Origin of the sequence: Flavobacterium sp. PLA-1-15 (genome assembly GCF_049060005.1) — a bacterium.
Lineage (GTDB): Bacteria > Bacteroidota > Bacteroidia > Flavobacteriales > Flavobacteriaceae > Flavobacterium.
On the sequence record NZ_JBMGQS010000015.1, the window covers coordinates 1 to 17472 of the forward strand.

Annotated in this window: 10 protein-coding genes; 5 read left to right on the forward strand and 5 right to left on the reverse strand. The window is 37.6% G+C overall.

Going from position 1 to position 17472, the window contains the following annotated elements:
• Positions 1-99: 99 nt before the first annotated feature.
• Positions 100-2109 (reverse strand): ATP-binding protein, encoded by a 2010-nt coding sequence (locus ACI6PS_RS09980; RefSeq protein WP_421012422.1) that lies wholly within the window; start codon positions 2107-2109, stop codon positions 100-102.
• A gap of 93 nt (positions 2110-2202) precedes the next feature.
• Positions 2203-3285, reverse strand: a complete 1083-nt coding sequence (locus ACI6PS_RS09985; RefSeq protein WP_421012423.1) for an SRPBCC family protein — start codon at positions 3283-3285, stop codon at positions 2203-2205.
• A 185-nt stretch (positions 3286-3470) separates the two neighbouring features.
• On the opposite strand from ACI6PS_RS09985, the gene ACI6PS_RS09990 reads away from it, so the two are divergent.
• The 5 genes from ACI6PS_RS09990 to ACI6PS_RS10010 all read left to right on the forward strand — a co-directional run bounded on the left by ACI6PS_RS09990 (position 3471) and on the right by ACI6PS_RS10010 (position 9459).
• On the forward strand, positions 3471-3692 hold the full coding sequence (locus tag ACI6PS_RS09990; RefSeq protein ID WP_421012424.1) for a hypothetical protein: 222 nt from the start codon (positions 3471-3473) through the stop codon (positions 3690-3692).
• Between the two features lie 88 nt (positions 3693-3780).
• On the forward strand, positions 3781-5811 hold the full coding sequence (locus ACI6PS_RS09995; protein WP_421012425.1) for a dipeptidyl-peptidase 3 family protein: 2031 nt from the start codon (positions 3781-3783) through the stop codon (positions 5809-5811).
• A 385-nt stretch (positions 5812-6196) separates the two neighbouring features.
• Entirely contained in the window at positions 6197-8221 is a 2025-nt protein-coding gene (locus ACI6PS_RS10000; protein WP_421012426.1) for a tetratricopeptide repeat protein, read from the forward strand.
• A gap of 67 nt (positions 8222-8288) precedes the next feature.
• Positions 8289-9023 carry a LytR/AlgR family response regulator transcription factor gene (locus ACI6PS_RS10005; protein WP_421012427.1) on the forward strand — a complete coding sequence of 245 codons (735 nt, stop codon included), beginning with the start codon at positions 8289-8291 and terminating at the stop codon, positions 9021-9023.
• Positions 9024-9237: 214 nt separating this feature from the next.
• Positions 9238-9459, forward strand: a complete 222-nt coding sequence (locus tag ACI6PS_RS10010) for a YgaP family membrane protein (RefSeq protein ID WP_421012428.1) — start codon at positions 9238-9240, stop codon at positions 9457-9459.
• Between the two features lie 46 nt (positions 9460-9505).
• Here ACI6PS_RS10010 and ACI6PS_RS10015 read toward each other — a convergent pair whose 3' ends face one another.
• From ACI6PS_RS10015 to ACI6PS_RS10025, 3 genes are read right to left on the reverse strand one after another with little or no spacing between them, the layout of a single operon-like run.
• Positions 9506-10051 (reverse strand): hypothetical protein, encoded by a 546-nt coding sequence (locus ACI6PS_RS10015; RefSeq protein ID WP_421012429.1) that lies wholly within the window; start codon positions 10049-10051, stop codon positions 9506-9508.
• Positions 10052-10075: 24 nt separating this feature from the next.
• Positions 10076-12349 (reverse strand): BamA/TamA family outer membrane protein, encoded by a 2274-nt coding sequence (locus tag ACI6PS_RS10020; RefSeq protein ID WP_421012430.1) that lies wholly within the window; start codon positions 12347-12349, stop codon positions 10076-10078.
• Positions 12342-17399: a translocation/assembly module TamB domain-containing protein gene (locus tag ACI6PS_RS10025; RefSeq protein WP_421012431.1), complete on the reverse strand. Its 5058-nt coding sequence runs from the start codon at positions 17397-17399 to the stop codon at positions 12342-12344. Before ACI6PS_RS10025 ends, ACI6PS_RS10020 begins: the two co-directional genes overlap by 8 nt.
• Positions 17400-17472: the final 73 nt, after the last annotated feature.

Consider the following 17472-nt stretch of genomic DNA (forward strand, 5'->3'; position numbering starts at 1 on the left):
TATCAGCCGGATAGCTTGAGGGTGGTGATTTGGTAAGTTTTTTGATTGAAAGATTTTTGGACTTATACAAAAAAAGACCGTCAGCAAAGACGGTCTTTTTTATTTAAGAGAAATACTTTTGAGAAGTTCAAGTGTCTGGGTAAGTTTATCTTTTAGGCTCACAAAGTGCTGATAGGCGATCATGCTAAAGCTAGAATCAATGGCTTCCTTTTCGATAGGATCCAAATGCTCAAACAAATCTTCAAGTCTGAAAATGGATAATGAAGAACGCATTGTATGTGCAATTCCTTTGATAGAATTATGATCTTTAGCTTCAATTGCGGCTTCTAATTCTTGCAGATCTTCTGGAATTTTGTTCAGAAAGAGTTCAATCATTTCCTTTATAAATTCCTGATTACCATCTGAAAGCTCTTCCAGATAGGAAAAATCTATTGCTTGTTCTTTATCAAATGGCTTAGTGTCTAAAACAGAAATAATGATATTAAGTAAATCGGCTTGCTTGTAAGGCTTCGTGATATAACCATTCATGCCAGCATCCAAACATTTTTGTTGTTCGCCAACAAGCGAATGGGCTGTCATTGCGATAATTGGAATATCAAGTTTTAACTCTTCCCGGATAAATGTTGTAGTCTGATAACCATCTCTGATTGGCATTTGGAGGTCCATCAGGATTACATCATATTTGTTGTTCAACAGCATGTCAATACATTCTGCTGCATTATTGGCAATGTCCAAATCAAATCCGAAATTACGGATAACGCTTTTGGCTAAATTTTGATTTAAAATATTATCCTCGCAAAGCAATATGTTTAGCTTTTCAACCGATTTTTGTGGAGAAACAACTTCTTGTGCTGGAATCATTTCTGAAAGGTCAACCTTTTTGAAATCCAAAGAGAAGAAAAATTCCGAGCCTCTGCCCATTTTGCTTTTCACCTCAATGGTGCCGTTTTGCAGTTCTACCAATTGCTGAACGATATTCAGTCCTAAACCTGTTCCTTTGTAAAGTCTTGTTGTACTTTCTTCAGCTTGAGAAAATCGCTCGAATATGGTCTGTAACTTGTCTTCTGGAATCCCAATCCCAGTATCTTTTACAGAGAATCTAATAGTATATTTGTCTTCTGTTTCTGCCGTTTTCTTTACCGAAATGGTCACTTCACCCTCATGAGTAAACTTCACAGCATTTCCGGCAAGGTTCATTATAATTTGGTTCAATCGGCCTTTATCGCCAGCAATAAATTCAGGCATATCGGCATCTAGAAATAAATTGAATTCCAAATCTTTCTCTGTAGCCTTTACTTTTAAAAGATCATAAATATGCTTGAGCGTATTTTTAAGATTGAAGGGATGCGTTTCTATGGATAAATTTCCGGATTCTATCTTTGATAAATCAAGGATATCATTGATAAGCGTTAGCAGATTATCCCCAGCAGTTTGCACATTGTTGATATAGACACTTTGTGCCGGATCCAGATTACTCTGTGCCAACAAATCGGTAAAACCAATAATTGCATTCATTGGCGTTCTAATCTCGTGGCTCATATTGGCCAGGAAAATATCTTTGGCGGCAACGGCAAGATTGGCAACATGCGTTTGATGACGTAACTCTACGTTGGTTATTCTTAATTCTAACTGTGTAATAATATGCTTTGCCAAAGTAGCCAATGCTTTCTTTTGTTCTTCCTTTAAAATTTTAGGAGCACTATCCAAGGCACACAAAGTTCCTACATTATAACCATCTGGTGTGGTAAGCGGAATTCCCGCATAAAACCTAATTTTTAATCCTCCCGTTACCTCAGGGTGGTTTTTAAAACGTTGATTTTCTAATGTGTCTGAAATTTCAATTAATCCCTCTTCAAGTATGGTATATTGGCAAAAGGTATCTTCCCTTGGCATTTCCGAAGCTTCAAAACCAATTACAGATTTGAACCACTGGCGGTTCTCATCAATAAATGAAATATGAGCCATCGAGACCTGGCAGATATAAGATACCAGTTGGGTAATAGCATCAAATTCTTCTTCAGATAAAGTGTCAAGGATATTATAGTGTTTCAAGGCATCTAGCCTTTCAATTTCATTTGCGGGAATAGGTAGGATGTTGTTATCAGGCATTACTAATAATTGAAAATTTTAAATACAAAGAAGGCAACGTTCCAAATGTATAAAATTTAAAACATTTTGTTGTTATATAAAACCTAAATGATATTAATCCGTGATAACTTCCGGAGAAAGCACCGGAGGCGTTACAACCACAGGAACTGGCACCACAACAGCAGATTGTACAGGAATTAAAATTTCTGTCACCCATTTGGATGGGCTTTTAACCTCCGATGCGGTTTGCACGTAAACCTCAATATATTTCAAGGCCGTGTTCTGCTGGATATTGTTTTTCGACAGATGGTCTTTTGCTTTTTTTATGGCTTCATCCCTGTGCGAATAATCTCCCGTAAGGGTTGTTTTTAGAGCAGAAAAAGCTTCGAGTTTACCTACGATGATGTCGCTTCCAGGCGTTACATAAATTTCTTCCTTCAAGGGACCACACACCGAAAAAGTAATAGTTCCCGCCTGTGTATCCACACTTTCGTAGATTACAAACGGCTTGCCATTCATGGAAATAGAATTGTTCTTGAAGAACGCAATCATCTTCTGCAACATCGGGTTCAGCCTGGAGTGCATGTCTTTTAGCTTTGTAGTGGTTGTTTGCTTTATGTAGAAAGTAGCAGGCTTTTGCACCACACCATTCACGGTTACATTAAAAGTATTGATTTCTTTCGTGATGACTTGTTTCAAATTGTTCAAACTTCTTTCATACATGTTGTTCATCATCTTGTTCACACCACCGCTGAAAGTAGCATATACCTTGCTCATAAAATCAACACTTCCTTCTGAACGCCATGTTACTTTTGTACCCCCAACGGTATCCTTAAAAGTGATGTTCGATGCATATTCATTGGAATCGCTTGTTGCCTTTTGAGCAATACTATCGTTTTGTTTCACGAAAGTGGTGGTCATTTTCCCCTCACCATTACTGCCTTTCCAAGAATAAAAAGCACCTTGCCCCACCGTGTTGTCGGGATATACAAATTCCATCGAAGCATCGTCTTCCTTCCACGAGCCCCATTCTTCCCAGTTTCTGTAATCGTTGACGTAGTTGAAAACAATTTCCTTCGGAACTTTGATAACCGTCGATTGTTCGATTACAAAATCGCCTTTTTGGGTAGCAACATACACGCTGATACCAATAATGGCGAGCAAAAGGAGGAGGAATATATATTTTAGAATTCTCATGCTTTGTAAGTATTATAGGGCAGGTGTAAAGTTATAAATTAAATTTAAGTAAAGGTTATATTATTTATAATGGTTGTATGATTATTTAAATGAAGTAAAAAGTGCCTACTATGTGATTTTCAGGTGTATTATCCTGCTCCTCATTTCGTATTGTTTTTTTTACATTTGCATACAAATTTATCAACATGACTTCTCAAAAAAAACTCATCGTAATTGCCGTACTTTCCTTTATAGCTTCAGTGAGCTTCTTCTTTATTTTAGATGGAAAAAAGAATCCCAACATCTTCATGAATGTCTTCGAAATTGGGATGATGAGTGTCTTGATTTTCATTTTGCTTGCGATTAATTTTTTTGCATTGCTGTTCTGCATTAAGAAAGTGAAGCAGTATTTTGCTTCGAGAAAGTAATTTTTCTATTAAAGCAGTGCAGTAATTTCTAAATTTTAGAATTCCTATATTTGTTGTACATCAATTATTAATTAAACCATAATGAATTATGAAATTAAACACAATTGCAGGGATTTTCTTGACAGCCAGTGTCCTCGTAGGATGCAATAAAGAAAAAACCGAAACGATAGAGGTGAAAGCCGAAGCTCCATTTGAATATGTTGCCGAAGAATTTGCCGATATCAAGGTATTGCGCTACCAAGTTCCGGGCTGGGAAAACCTGACCTTGAAAGAAAAGGAACTGGTTTATTATTTGACACAAGCTGGAACGGCAGGGCGTGATATCCACTGGGATCAGAACTACAAACATAATTTGAAAATCCGTAAGGCATTGGAAAATATCTACCAAAATTATAACGGTGATAAGGCTTCCGCCGATTGGAAAAACTTTGAAATCTATCTGAAGAGGGTTTGGTTCTCTAATGGAATCCACCACCATTATTCGTCAGACAAAATCAAGCCTGATTTTTCTAAGGAATACTTCAACACGCTTTTGAAGGAAACAAACTCGACTTTGGCTCCAGAAATTGTTGAAATTTTGTTTAATAATGTTGATGCAAAGAAGGTGAATCTCGACGAATCCAAAGGTCTATTGGCGGGTTCGGCAGTCAATTTTTACGGAAGTGGCATTACCGATAAGGAAGTAGAGGATTTTTATAAAACGAAAAGCAGTCCGGATAAAGAAAGGCAGTATTCGTTTGGTTTGAACTCAAAATTAGTTCGAAATGCAAGCGGAAAATTGGAAGAAAAAGTGTGGAAAAGCGGTGGGATGTATGGTGCGGCTATCGACAAGATCATTTATTGGTTAGAAAAAGCAAAAACCGTTGCTGAGAATAAAGAACAAGGCGATGCTTTGGCGCTGTTGATCAGCTATTACAAAACGGGCGACTTGAAAACTTGGGACGATTACAACATCGCTTGGCTAAAAGCTACCAAAGGAAATATCGACTACATCAGCGGTTTTGTTGAGGTGTATAATGATCCTTTGGGCTACAGAGGTTCGTATGAAAGCGTAGTGCAAATCAATGATTTTGATATGTCAAAAAAGATGGCGGTAGTTGCTGAAAATGCACAATGGTTTGAAGATAATTCGCCTTTGATGCCGGCTCATAAAAAGAAAAACGTGGTTGGCGTTTCCTATAAAGTGGTTGTGGTTGCTGGAGAATCCGGCGATTCTTCTCCAAGTACGCCAATCGGGGTGAACCTTCCAAATGCCGATTGGATTCGTGCAGAACACGGTTCAAAATCGGTTTCTTTAGGGAATATCACCGATGCTTACAGTAAATCGGGCGGTACGGAAAAGCTGAAGGAATTTGCCAACGACAAGGACGAAATTGCCCTTGAGGAAAAATACGGTGAATTAGCAGGAAAGTTGCATACGGCTTTGCATGAAGTAGTGGGACATGCTTCGGGACAAATCAATCCGGGTGTAGGAACACCAAAGGAAACCTTGAAAAGCTATGCTTCAACTTTGGAAGAAGGAAGAGCTGATTTGGTTGGATTATTTTATCTGTATAACCCAAAATTGCAGGAATTAGGCTTGGTTGACGATTGGAAAAGCCTAGGAAAGGCGGCTTATGATGGTTATATCCGTAATGGTTTGATGACACAACTGATCCGTTTGGAGCCGGGAGCAAACATCGAAGAAGCGCACATGAGAAACCGCCAATGGGTGAGTGCCTGGGTTTTTGAAAAAGGGAAGAAGGACAACGTGATTGAGAAAATTACTCGTGACGGAAAGACGTATTTCAATATTACTGATTATGAAAAATTGCACGCATTGTTTGGTGAATTGCTGAAAGAAACACAGCGAATCAAATCTGAAGGCGATTTCAAGGCAGGGAAAGCTTTGGTTGAGAACTACGGCGTAAAAGTAGATCAGGCGATTCATAAAGAGGTTCTAGCGCGAAATGAGAAGTTCAAATCGCCTCCTTACAATGGTTTTATCAATCCGGTTTTGGTTCCAAAATTAGACGATGACGGAAAGATTATCGACATCCTGGTAACACAGCCAAAATCGTTTGCTGAACAGATGTTGAGCTACTCGAAGGATTTTGGATTTTTACCATTAGAAAACTAATTTGAGTAAATATTTTATTAGGGACTGGCAAATGCTGGTCCTTTTTTTTGTTAACCCCTTAATGTCCAAATTTCATAACCTCATAAAGTAATTTCATAACATTTAAGATTCTAGTAAGAATTAAATTTGTGAACTTTGAAATAAGAATATAAAAATTGATGTTATGGAAAGGAAAGCTATAAAAAGATTTGTGAGAACTAGTTCTCGTTTTTTTGACATGCACAGGGTTTCTATCTCCCTCACCATGCTTGTTGTTTATGTTATGTTTACTATTCTATTTATCTCTGGTAAATAATATTTCCTGATGCAGGATGTTTTTATTTGCATCAAAAATAACATGTAATATTGAATTTAAATCTTTTATTTTTACATAGTTAAATTACCTATGATGTTAACTATTAAAAAAATAATTGGTTTAGTTTTATTGTTACTGGCTGTCTCGCTCAATGCTCAGCAAAGCAAAGTAGATAGTCTTAATATCGCTTTAAGGAAATATAACGAGCTGCATAAAGGTAAATCCCTTACTTTAGCGGATACTGTAAAGGTTCATCTGCTCAATGACTTGTATTATTATACCGTAAATTATGAGCCAGATAATGCCTTTAAATATGCCACCGAGTCACTTGATATTTCAAAAAAGATAAAGTATACAAAAGGAATAGCTTATTCTTATGCCGATTTGGCAAGGATTCACAGCAGCAGGTCAAACTTCGACTTGGCATTAAAAAGTTTAAGAAGTTCTAATCAAATTTTTAAGGAATTAAAGGACTATCTGCAAGTTGCACACAATGATGCGCAGATTGGAGTTGTGTTTAGTAAGAAAGGAAACTTCCCAGAAGCTGTAAGTAATTTTTTCAAGGCTTTAAAAGGATATGAAAAAATGAAAGATGAACTCTCCGTTGGTTATACTTATATAAATATTGGAATCTCATACAAACAGCGTAAGGACTATAAGAAAGCTTTAGAATATTACACAAAGGGTATTGACATTTTCAAAAAATTGAATACTCTTGATTCTAGGTTTGGAACGGCAAGTACCTACAGCAATATTGGTAACATTTATTTAGAGCAGGGTCATCATGAAAAATCCCTAGAAATTCTCCATAAAGCATTGGATCTTGGGAAGGAATTTGATAATCCTTATCAATTTGCGGAAGCCTACCAATCTATTGGCGAAAATTACCTTAAGCTTGGAAAATATGATACCTCACTTGGATTCTATTCAAAAGCGATTGACTATTGCAATGAAATAGGCGATAAATCGGGTATTGCCAATTCCAATATCAACAGAGGTTATTGCTACTTTAAAAAAGGCGATACCCAAAAAGCAATTTCGAGCATCAATCTAGGATTGGAATCGGCAAAGGAATCTGGACTACTTTTATCGCAAAAAAATGCCTATAAATACCTTTCGGAAATTTATAGTTCGAGTTCCAATTATAAACTAGCATTTGAAAATCAGGTTTTGTTTAAGAAAATAAACGATTCCTTATTTAATGCTGAAAAGGATAAAAAAATTACACAGATGCAAATGCAGTATGATTTTGATAAAATTCAAGATCATGCAGAGCTGGTTCAGAGAGAGAAATTGCATAAACTTAACCAAGAAACCGAAGAGCAACGCAACATGAAAAATATTGTGATGGTTGTGTTGTTTTGCGTTGCGGTTTTAACCCTTGGCATTTTCTTTAACCTTAAAAAGAATCAAAAACAGAAAGCAACGATTGCCGAACAGAAAAAAACAGTTGAAAAGCAAAATGAAGTAATCCAACAATCCTTGACAGAAAAAGAAACATTATTGCGGGAAATTCATCATCGGGTAAAAAACAATCTGCAGATTATCTCAAGTTTGCTCAATATCCAATCCCAACATATTGTAGATGAAAATGTGCTTTCGTCCATTCAAGAAGGGCAGAGTCGTGTGCAGGCGATGAGTTTGATCCATCAAAATCTTTATCAATCGGAGCATTTGAGCAATGTGGATATTGAGAACTATCTTCGGGAACTGGTGGTTTACTTATCGGAAATGTTTGTGGGCGACGACAAATCCATTCAAGTTGATGTAGATGCTTCCAATATCCAATTTGATATCGATACAGCCATTCCTTTGGGATTGATAGTCAATGAATTGGTTTCCAATGCCTACAAATATGCTTTTAATAAAAGGGATTCAGGCAAAATAAAGATTAAGATAAAAGCCCTTTCGGATGTTGAATACGAGTTGGATGTGAACGATGACGGAAATGGTCTACCGGCTGATTTCGATCCTAAAAAAAGTAAATCGTTAGGTTTAAAATTGGTGAGCATTTTGAGCCGTCAATTACGAGGAACAATGAGTTTTAATTCAGATAGAGGCACATCATTTGTAGTTAAGTTTAAAGATTTAAAAGCGCAGTACTCTTCAAATTAACATTTTTTTTTTTAGATGTTAAAAAATAATTACATTAGCAATCTCCCAGATCCTAATCCTGTAATCTATGATTAATATACTACTAGTTGAAGATGAGTTAATCATTGCCGAAGACATGACTAACATATTGGAAAATATGCGTTATAATGTAATAGGTATTGCAATAGATTTTGATGAAGCAATTACCGTTTTGGAAAATGAAAAACCAGATCTAATCTTATTGGATATTAATCTTTCGGGAAAGCGTGACGGTATAGAGCTTGCCCAGGAAATCAATAGACGCTTCTCAATACCATTTATTTTTACTACTTCTTATACTGATGTTAGCACTTTAGAACGCGCCAAATTAGTAAATCCCGTAAATTATCTCGTTAAGCCCTTTAAAAAAGAACAGCTTTATACAGCTATAGAAATAGCAATGTTTAATATTGCGAAGAAATCTGATCCAATTTCGCAGGAAGACGCAAATTATGGCGACACATTAATTATAAAAGATGCCTTATTTATCAAAGACAAATTTAAATATACCAAACTCATCATAAACGACATACTCTGGATAAAGTCCGATGGAAACTACCTCGAAATTTGCACCCACAATAAAAAGGAAATCATCCGTGCTACGATGTCTGGTTTTATGGAGAGATTAAATAGGAATAACTTTTTCAGAACACATAAATCGTATATCGTAAATCTCAATTATTTATCCAAGTTCGAAACACCATACGTTACCATCATCGATACCAAAATACCAATTTCGAAGTCTTTTTCTGATGAATTATTGAAACGGCTTAAAATTATGTAAACCAATTTTTTACGGTCATTTTTGTTTCATCCCTTCCAGTCATAATTTGGTCACAATTTAACACAAGCTTATCACATTTATAATTGAATTTTAGATTATTAAATCTACTTTTAATGAAAATTTGGATGAGCCGGATGAAATAACTGGGGGCGGTAATTTTATCATTAAACGTTTGCTTGTCCAAATTTTTCCCAAATCTAAAACAACCTACTTAATGAAAAAAAATCTAAACAGAAGAGATGGCTTCGTGAGGCTTCTCTTGGGCTTAGCCTGTATTGCTGCTTTTTTCATGCACCTATTCGGAGATGAATTACTTGAAACAGTTATTGGAATTATTGGGTTAATTCTTTTAGCCTCTGCTGTTTTTGAATTTTGTTTTATTTATTATCTATTAGGAATAAAAACAAGGCACAGGCGAAGAAATAATCTTTATTAATTTTAGTTTTTTTATAGTTTTTCTTGATAATAAGGCATTTTTTCTTTTACAGAAAAAGTGCTTTTTTTATTTCTTGTAAACTTTTATCAGTAGAAATTAATTGTTGTATGATATGTTTTCTCAGTGATTCAAAGTCATCATAATCCAAATGCTTAGCCCAATCATCGGATTTGAATAGAAGCCTGATTTGCTTGATTCTTTTAGTAGTTTCAGATGCTGTTCGCAACATGGCTTGAATTTCCGTCTGATTGCCAATATGATTGTAGTTGACGCTATTGGAATCAAAATCGACTTCTATAAAATATAATTTTTGGAGATCATTATCGGTGTGGAATTCATTCCAATTGGCATATCCGGCTCTGGTTCTATCAGACGAAACTTCCTCCAAAGACTGCAAACGCCATTTGCAATTTGCCGCTCTTCCCCAATGATTGGAAACACGGTAAACTCCATCTGAAGTAAAATAATAACTGCTTCCCGATTTGCTGTTATAATTTGGTTTTAAGCCAATAAGTTGCTCCAATTTCACCTCTTTGAAAACACAAAAAGTATGTCGATGGAAATTGGTTTTGTTGTAGATTTTATCGTTCAAAGCAAGCAAGAATTTCCTGCAAAGTTAAAAAGGATATCCGATTGCGAGGTTAAAAATAAGATTTTGTTTCCTCCAAGAACTGTCGCCAAAAGCAATGTCGTCTAAAACCCATCTTTTATCGCCATAAGGCAGTCTTATCGGAAAGCCTAAATCGGTTCTTAATACCAAGAACGATAAATCGAAACGCAAACCTACACCGGTTCCAACTGCTATATCGTTTAGGAATTTACTCGAGAAATTCTTTTTCTCATCTGTATCATTCAGCATCCAGATATTTCCAGCATCAATGAAAACAGCACCTTTCACAATACTGAACAATGTAGTCCTATATTCTGTATTTAGCTCTAATTTTAAATCACCAGATTGATCGGGAAGGAAAGTATTTGTTTCTACTGGTTCAGATGAACCCGGTCCGATGGAACGCGCTCTAAACGCTCTAATACTATTGGTTCCTCCAATAAAAAACTGCTTGATAAAAGGCATTTGTTGCGAATTTCCATAAGCAAAACCAGAACCTACAATAATCCTACTCGCCAATTGTGTTTCTTCTCCCAATCGCATATAATGTCTGAAATCAGCTTCCAAACGAACAAATTGACTGAAAGGAACATCCAAAATTTCTTTTTCTTTTCCCGCTTTTACATCGGCCCCGGTTGCCAAACCAGCTATTGTTCCTGCCAAATCAAGACCGCCTTTAAAATAAAACGTATGCTTCTTTCTTTTGCGCATCGTGTTGGTATAGGTATAAGTGTAGGTCGGACCAAAAATCAATTGCTTGTCGATGACTCTTTGTAGTGCAATGTTTTGATTGGCCAAACTATCGTACAAAGGCGTTACATTTTGCGGACTAACATAGGTTATATCGGTCACATTCAATTGATGTTCCTTTCGGATATTTTCCTTCCATAAATAACCAAACGAACCTTTAAAAGTATTCAACGAATATAATTTGGAACGCTGTTGAAATTCATACCCTAAAGTGGCCTTGGTTTTCGGAACAAATCCGCTGGACGATTTTAGTCGGAACGGTCCAATAAATCGTGGCCAAATCAAACTGGTTTCACCACCAATTCGATAGACATTGAAACCATTATTCTGCCCAGAAACCTGAACTTCCATTCCTCCAAATGCAGAAACGGTCAACAATTCCGCACCTTTAAAAGTGTTCCTGTTACTCCAATTGATGTTCAATTCCGTACCCGTATAGTTGGCAGAATTGGTTTTACCCAACACTTCAACCCTGAACGATTTCTTCGGAAGAGGCGTGAGGTAGTAATAGGCATCCAGATAATTTCCAGTGGTATCGGCTACCTTAAATTGGTTTTTTACAAATTTAAAAGTACCCAGATTCACCAATCGGTTTAACGATAAATTATGGTCGGTTCGGTTGTAAACATCGCCTTTATGGAAGTACAACGTTCGGTCGAAAATTCGTGGATCAAATGTGTCTTCCTTATCAATGATTGTAAAATCCTTATATTCAATTGGATTGTTATCGGCATTAGCTGTACTGTCACGAAGCGAATAATTCGGATAGACCACAATGTCATTGATTTTGTAAATGTCTTTCGCACGCTCCGGAGTTTCCTCTTTTACCTTTACAATCAAATCGACTTGTTGTGTTCCAACGGTACTGTCCACTTGGACTTTTATAAAATCAGGTCCAAAATAAAAGAAACCACGTTCTTTCAAACGCTCGTCGATTCTTTCTCTTTCGGATTTTATAACTTCTAGATCATACGCATTTCCAACTTTCAGCAAGCTTCTACGTTGCGTTCTTCGAATGGCTTTTGCTACATCGGAGGAATCAGTAGGGAAGGTTACCGATTTGATTTTATATTGTTTTCCTGGAGTCACCACATATTCCGCAGTAGCTTTTTTCTTTCTGCGGGTGGAATCGGAGGTAACCTGCGCTTTAAAATAGCCCTTGTTTTCAGAGTAATTTCGAAGCACATCTGCATTGTATTGCAAGTCAACCTGACTAAATAAAACCGGAGCCTGGCCCACTTTATATTTCAACCAATGTCTGAAACCTTTGTCCTTTGTTGTTTCTCCTGCAATATTGTAAAAGTATAATTTCGGACGCAAACCTAAAATAGTAGCATTCGGTTTTGGCCGCAATAAATCTTCCAATTCTTTCTTTAAAGCCTTGCGTTCTTTCTTAGGAATATCTTTTCCTTCCACTTTTACCGAACCGCCTGTGTAAAGCAATTCACCATCTTTTAAATATTTGGTGTTGCTGCACGAACTCGCAAAAAGCAGAATTCCGAACAAATAAAGTAAGTGCTTCTTATTCATCTGATTTATTTTTAGTGGCTTGTGCTTCCTTTTCTTTTCGCTCTCGTTCCTTTTGTTTTTTCTTTTCCTTGTCCAGCTTTTCTTTCGCTCTCAAGTCTTTTTCCTCTTGGGTTCTATGAAACAATTCACGGAATTTATTATAATCCATCGTGATGATGAATCCAACTCCAGTTTCCACAACCTGACCTTGCAAGGCTACTTGGTATTGGTTTTTGCGATAGGCTCGAACCATATACCTGCCGTCTTTCGTCAGTTGATAATCCAAGGCAACATCTCCAGCGATATTCGTGGTTTCTTGATTGGCTTGCTGTGGACCTTCTAATCCAAAACTGCTTCCAACGGTTACTTTCAATCGGTCGTCCAGCAATCTTTTGGAAACACCAACATTCAAATCAGTTCTGTTTTCTCTTTGTCCTGTCGTATAATCATCGGTCGATTCCAAGTCAAAATTCAACTCAACACCCGAAATCAAATCGCCAGCCAAATTGTTCATTTGTTGCGATAGAATCTTGCTCGCACTTTGTCGAACCATCGATTCTGCACCACCGCCACCAGCTTCGCTTGCAAAAGGATTTTCTCCTACAAAACGATTCAAAAGCAATAAGGCAAAAACCTGCTTGTTCAATTCAGAAGGCTCTTGTCTTAATTGTGCGAGCTTTGTCTGTGTTTGATTGATAATGGTAGTCGAAACGTTATTATTACCTTCTGGCAAAACAATGTCGAAAGTAATGTCTGGTTTTAGCAACTCTCCATTCATTTTCAATTCTGTTTCAAAATCAATTCTTTGACGATAAGTGGCATCAGTGGTTTGAGATTGTGCCAATAAATCGATAGGTGCGGCAGCTACTTTATAAACCGCCGTAATGCTCACATCGGCAGAAGTAGGCTCACCTGTCCATAGAATATAGCTTCCTTTCTTGATGTCGAATTTTCGTTTGATGGCACTGAAGGTCATTTCATACGAACCTTCCGTAAACTCATATCGTCCCGTCAAAGATGTTTTTCCAGATGGGTCAATTCCACCATTCAATCGCGCTTCTCCTTTTAGTTTTAAATAATCACCGTTTCCTTTATCGATGATTATGGAAAGCTCGGCATCCTTGTCAATCTCAATATTCACCGAAGCATCAATGCCTTTGAATTGCGTTTTGCTAAGCGAATCATTTACCGAAACATTCGTAATCATTGGTGGATTATCCTGATCGATAAATTCTACAATGCCTTCTCTGTCCACCAAAGACGGGTCAGATTGAAGCAATACTATCGTAAATTTAGTATCTTCATTGATCTTGATATTCCCTTCTACAACAGGTTTGCTGATGTCGCCACGAACTTTTAAACGCGTATCGATAAACAACTCACCATAATATACATCGTTGTCTTTTGCACCGGAGTTGACGGCTTTGAAATTATCCGCTTCAATGTCCATATTGAAACCAAAATCAGTAAAAGTCTTGGTTAAGACACTACCTTTCAAAACCAATGTATTGTCGTTTTCATCAGTAATCGTAAACTCTCTAAAGTTCAATCCGTTTCCGTCAACCGTAATTTTATCGTTGATGGATTTGAATTTGGAATTCAGTTGCGTCACTTTAAATCCAACGTCGTTAAATTGCAAGTCACCGTTCACGTTTGGAGCACTCGCGGTTCCCGTAATCTTAAACTGTCCGTCTAAGAATCCAGTGCTTTCGGCCAAATTGCCCATCGTAAAGCCTTGAATGCTTTTCATATTTAATTTGTCGATATCCAGGTTCAAATCGAAACTGCTGTTGTCCGAACGATAAACTCCGTCAAGATTCACTGCATTATCTTGCCCGGTAATCGCCACTTTTGCATTGAATGCATTCGCCGTTTCATTATCCACCTTGATGTTGATGTTCCCCAAAGTATCTTTTCTGAAACTAAAATCTTGAATATTCAAATCAGAAGTAAAGACCATATTGTTTTTCAAGTCGCGCAACAACACATTTCCGTCCAATTTCCCTGCCACTTGAAGGCTGTCCATCTGAACGATGTTCGTGATGGTTTCGATTTTAAAATCAGTAAAATCAACTGCAATAGGGGAGTTCGGCGTGTTTGATTGCGATTGTACCTTCAACGAGCTTCCTTCATTGCTCAATTCGAAATTATCCGCCAAGATGCCGTCTTTTCCAAACGCCAATTTATTATCGGCAGGCAAGTTCCAGTCTTGATAATTCAGCATCAACTCTGGATTGAGAACGACTTCGGTATTGTTTCCTTTTGCTTCCAATTTCCCTGAAATCGCATATTGGTCTTTGTCGGCAACGTCTCTCAAAAGCAAGTCATACGCCACTACATTATCATTCACACCACCCGAAATTCGAGTATAAGGCAATCTCAATTTTCCACTCTGAATATCATCTACCACTACATTATACACCAACGAATCATTTTCGGTATTCACATCAATAACGGCATTAGTGATGGTGTTGGTGCCGTAAACAACTTTCGGAATTCTACCATTTAAAATGATAGTATCGTTCACAGAATTATATCTTCCAGAGATATTGATAGGCTCCAAACTTTTCAATTCAGGAACCAATTTCATCAAAATTGGGTCGCTTTTTACGTCAAGCGTAAAGGCAACTTGCTGTGCTTCGGTGGTTTGTTTTTTGGCAGAAGGATTGGTGTCGTAGTATTTTGCAATCGAATTTTGCAAAGCCGTTGCAATCTGCGAAAGCTTGTATTTTCCATTTACATCTGCTTTTACAAATTGAGACTGCACCACTATGGAGTTTCTTTCAGCCGTTGAAGTTGCAACAATACTGATAGTATCCAAAATAAACTGTTCTTTCGCATTCGCAATATTGATGTTGGTCGCATTGATCGTTCCGTTCAAATAATCCACATCTGCGGTTTCAATGTCGGCATCAATGTTTCCTTTCAACTTCATCGGTCCGGCGTGGAGATTTAGTTTATCCAAATCGGCAATGTCCACGTTCAGTTTGACTTTCGCCTTCGGATATTTACCGCCAAATCCACCTTCTGCATCCAAATCAAACGTCAAATTAGGGTCGTTCATATCGGCTACAGCCTTGAAATTTCCGCCTTTGATGTTTCCTTTTAGGTCTAAATTTTTATACGTATAGCCATTGAATCCTGCTTTAATCAACTTCGCATCCACAACCGCATTCGCCGTTTTCGGATTCAATCCCGTTCCTTTCACCTTCGCATTCAAGCTGACTCTTCCGATGGAATCATTACGCAACAACCTTCCCAAATCGAAATTATCAAGCGAAGCCACCGCATCATAACGTTCGGCATTTTTTCTTCGGCTGTCAAACAAAGCCTTCACTTTCGCATTCCCGGAACTTGTCGCCAAATTCATATCGGTCCTAAAATTATCAAGCGTTCCTTTAAACGTTCCCTTAGCTCTAAAGCTTGCTGGAAGTTGTATGTTATTTGGAATCGTGCCTTTCGGAACAAAGTCGTTCAGGTCTTTGGCAGACGATTCAAAGTTCTTCAAATTGATGTCCAAGTACGCCGTTTTCGCATCAGGCAAACCAGTAATTCTTCCGCTCGCGCTGACTTTTGTTCTTCCAATACCATAAATTTCAAGTTGTGGAATATTGATGTCGCTGACCTTCCCCGAAACCTCACTGTTGATGTGCAAAATGGCGTTCGGATTGCTCTTGAATGGATTGGTGTCGGCCAAGGTTGGCACAAAAAGCAATACATCTTTAAACCCAATCTTACTGCCATCAATGGAAGCTTTCACTTCCAAATCGCCAATGTTTTCGCTGATGGAATCAAGAGAGGCATAGCCAATGATGATCTCGTCCTTGATTTCCGTTTGAGGTGTTTTCAGGTATAGTTTTTTAAGCGAAGCCCCTTTTTCGCCATAAAAGAAATCGGTTTGAAGGTTCTGAATGTCCACACCGCTTTTGTCTTTCACCTTGAAATTATTGATGCTTCCAGAAATGGTCGTAGTAGAGTAGGCAAGGTCTTCGGCTTCAAGGTTGAAATCCTTGATGTCAAGGTGTTTGTAGTCGATTCCTTTTTTAAGCGGAGCCGAATTGGCATCATCAAAGTAAACCGCAATCTGTTTCAGGTCGGCTTTGTTGAGTTTTACTTTCCAGTTGTTGTCTTGCTTGGCAATCTGAACCGTGTCGACTTCGGTTGCTACCGGTTTGTTGGCCAATTTTCCAAACACTACTGAACTCTTGATGTTGCTGATAGCAAGGCTTTGGATATCGATGTCCTGTTTTTCAATATCAATCGCGTTGAATTTTACCAGCAGTTTGTCAAGCGTGTTTTGTGTCACCATTTTCGTGGTTTCGTTCTCATAGCCCAGGTTGATGCGGGACAAATTAATTTCGCCCAACTTTAATTTCAACGTCGGATTTTTCGATTGTTCCTCTACAACTTCCTCAGTTTGCTGGGCTAATTCTTCCACAATTCCTTGCTTCAATTGCACGGCCAAACCATCCAAGGTGATTTTCGGAATTTCGAAATTCATCTCATTCAAATCAAACACTTCTATTTTTGTGTCAAAATGATTCAGGTTGAGACTGATGTCGTTTTTAGTGATCGCATCGTCATATTTAACGCGGATTTTATCGAGTTTCACTTTCCCTATGGAAAACTCCATTGGAGCCGAATCCTCTTTTTTTTCTTCCTTCGAGGCAAAGGCATTGACGATATAATCAAAGTTGAATTCCGATTTATTGTTGCGCGAAACATTCGCCACAATGTCTTCCAAAACAATCGAGTTGATTTCCACCGTATTGCTCAAAAGCTTGAACATGCTTATGTCAACCGCCAATTTCTTTCCGTATAAAAGCGTGTCTTTTTGTTGGTCTTCCAGATAAACGCCCTCCAAAACCACCTTCTTCGGAAACGAAATTGAAAGATTGTCCACCACCACTTTGGTCTTGATTTTGTCTTCCAGATAACTGACCGCTTCGTCCTTAATCAGGTTCTGAACCGCAGGAATCTGAATCGCAATAAGGAGGATCAGGAGTAATATAACAATTATTCCCAACGTCCAAGCCAGTATTCGCAACCCTTTTCTGATGTACTTTTTCAAATGCAGTAATGTTTTGGATTTCAATTTAAGCCGAATAAAAACATTCTATTCTGACTAAATTTTACTACAAAGA

What these genes read in the sequence shown, in the direction of transcription:
- ACI6PS_RS09980 (WP_421012422.1), bottom strand. Translation starts at nt 2,109, where the DNA reads ATGCCTGATAACAACATCCTACCTATTCCCGCAAATGAAATTGAAAGG.
- ACI6PS_RS09985 (WP_421012423.1), bottom strand. Translation starts at nt 3,285, where the DNA reads ATGAGAATTCTAAAATATATATTCCTCCTCCTTTTGCTCGCCATTATT.
- ACI6PS_RS09990 (WP_421012424.1), top strand. Translation starts at nt 3,471, where the DNA reads ATGACTTCTCAAAAAAAACTCATCGTAATTGCCGTACTTTCCTTTATA.
- ACI6PS_RS09995 (WP_421012425.1), top strand. Translation starts at nt 3,781, where the DNA reads ATGAAATTAAACACAATTGCAGGGATTTTCTTGACAGCCAGTGTCCTC.
- ACI6PS_RS10000 (WP_421012426.1), top strand. Translation starts at nt 6,197, where the DNA reads ATGATGTTAACTATTAAAAAAATAATTGGTTTAGTTTTATTGTTACTG.
- ACI6PS_RS10005 (WP_421012427.1), top strand. Translation starts at nt 8,289, where the DNA reads ATGATTAATATACTACTAGTTGAAGATGAGTTAATCATTGCCGAAGAC.
- ACI6PS_RS10010 (WP_421012428.1), top strand. Translation starts at nt 9,238, where the DNA reads ATGAAAAAAAATCTAAACAGAAGAGATGGCTTCGTGAGGCTTCTCTTG.
- ACI6PS_RS10020 (WP_421012430.1), bottom strand. Translation starts at nt 12,349, where the DNA reads ATGAATAAGAAGCACTTACTTTATTTGTTCGGAATTCTGCTTTTTGCG.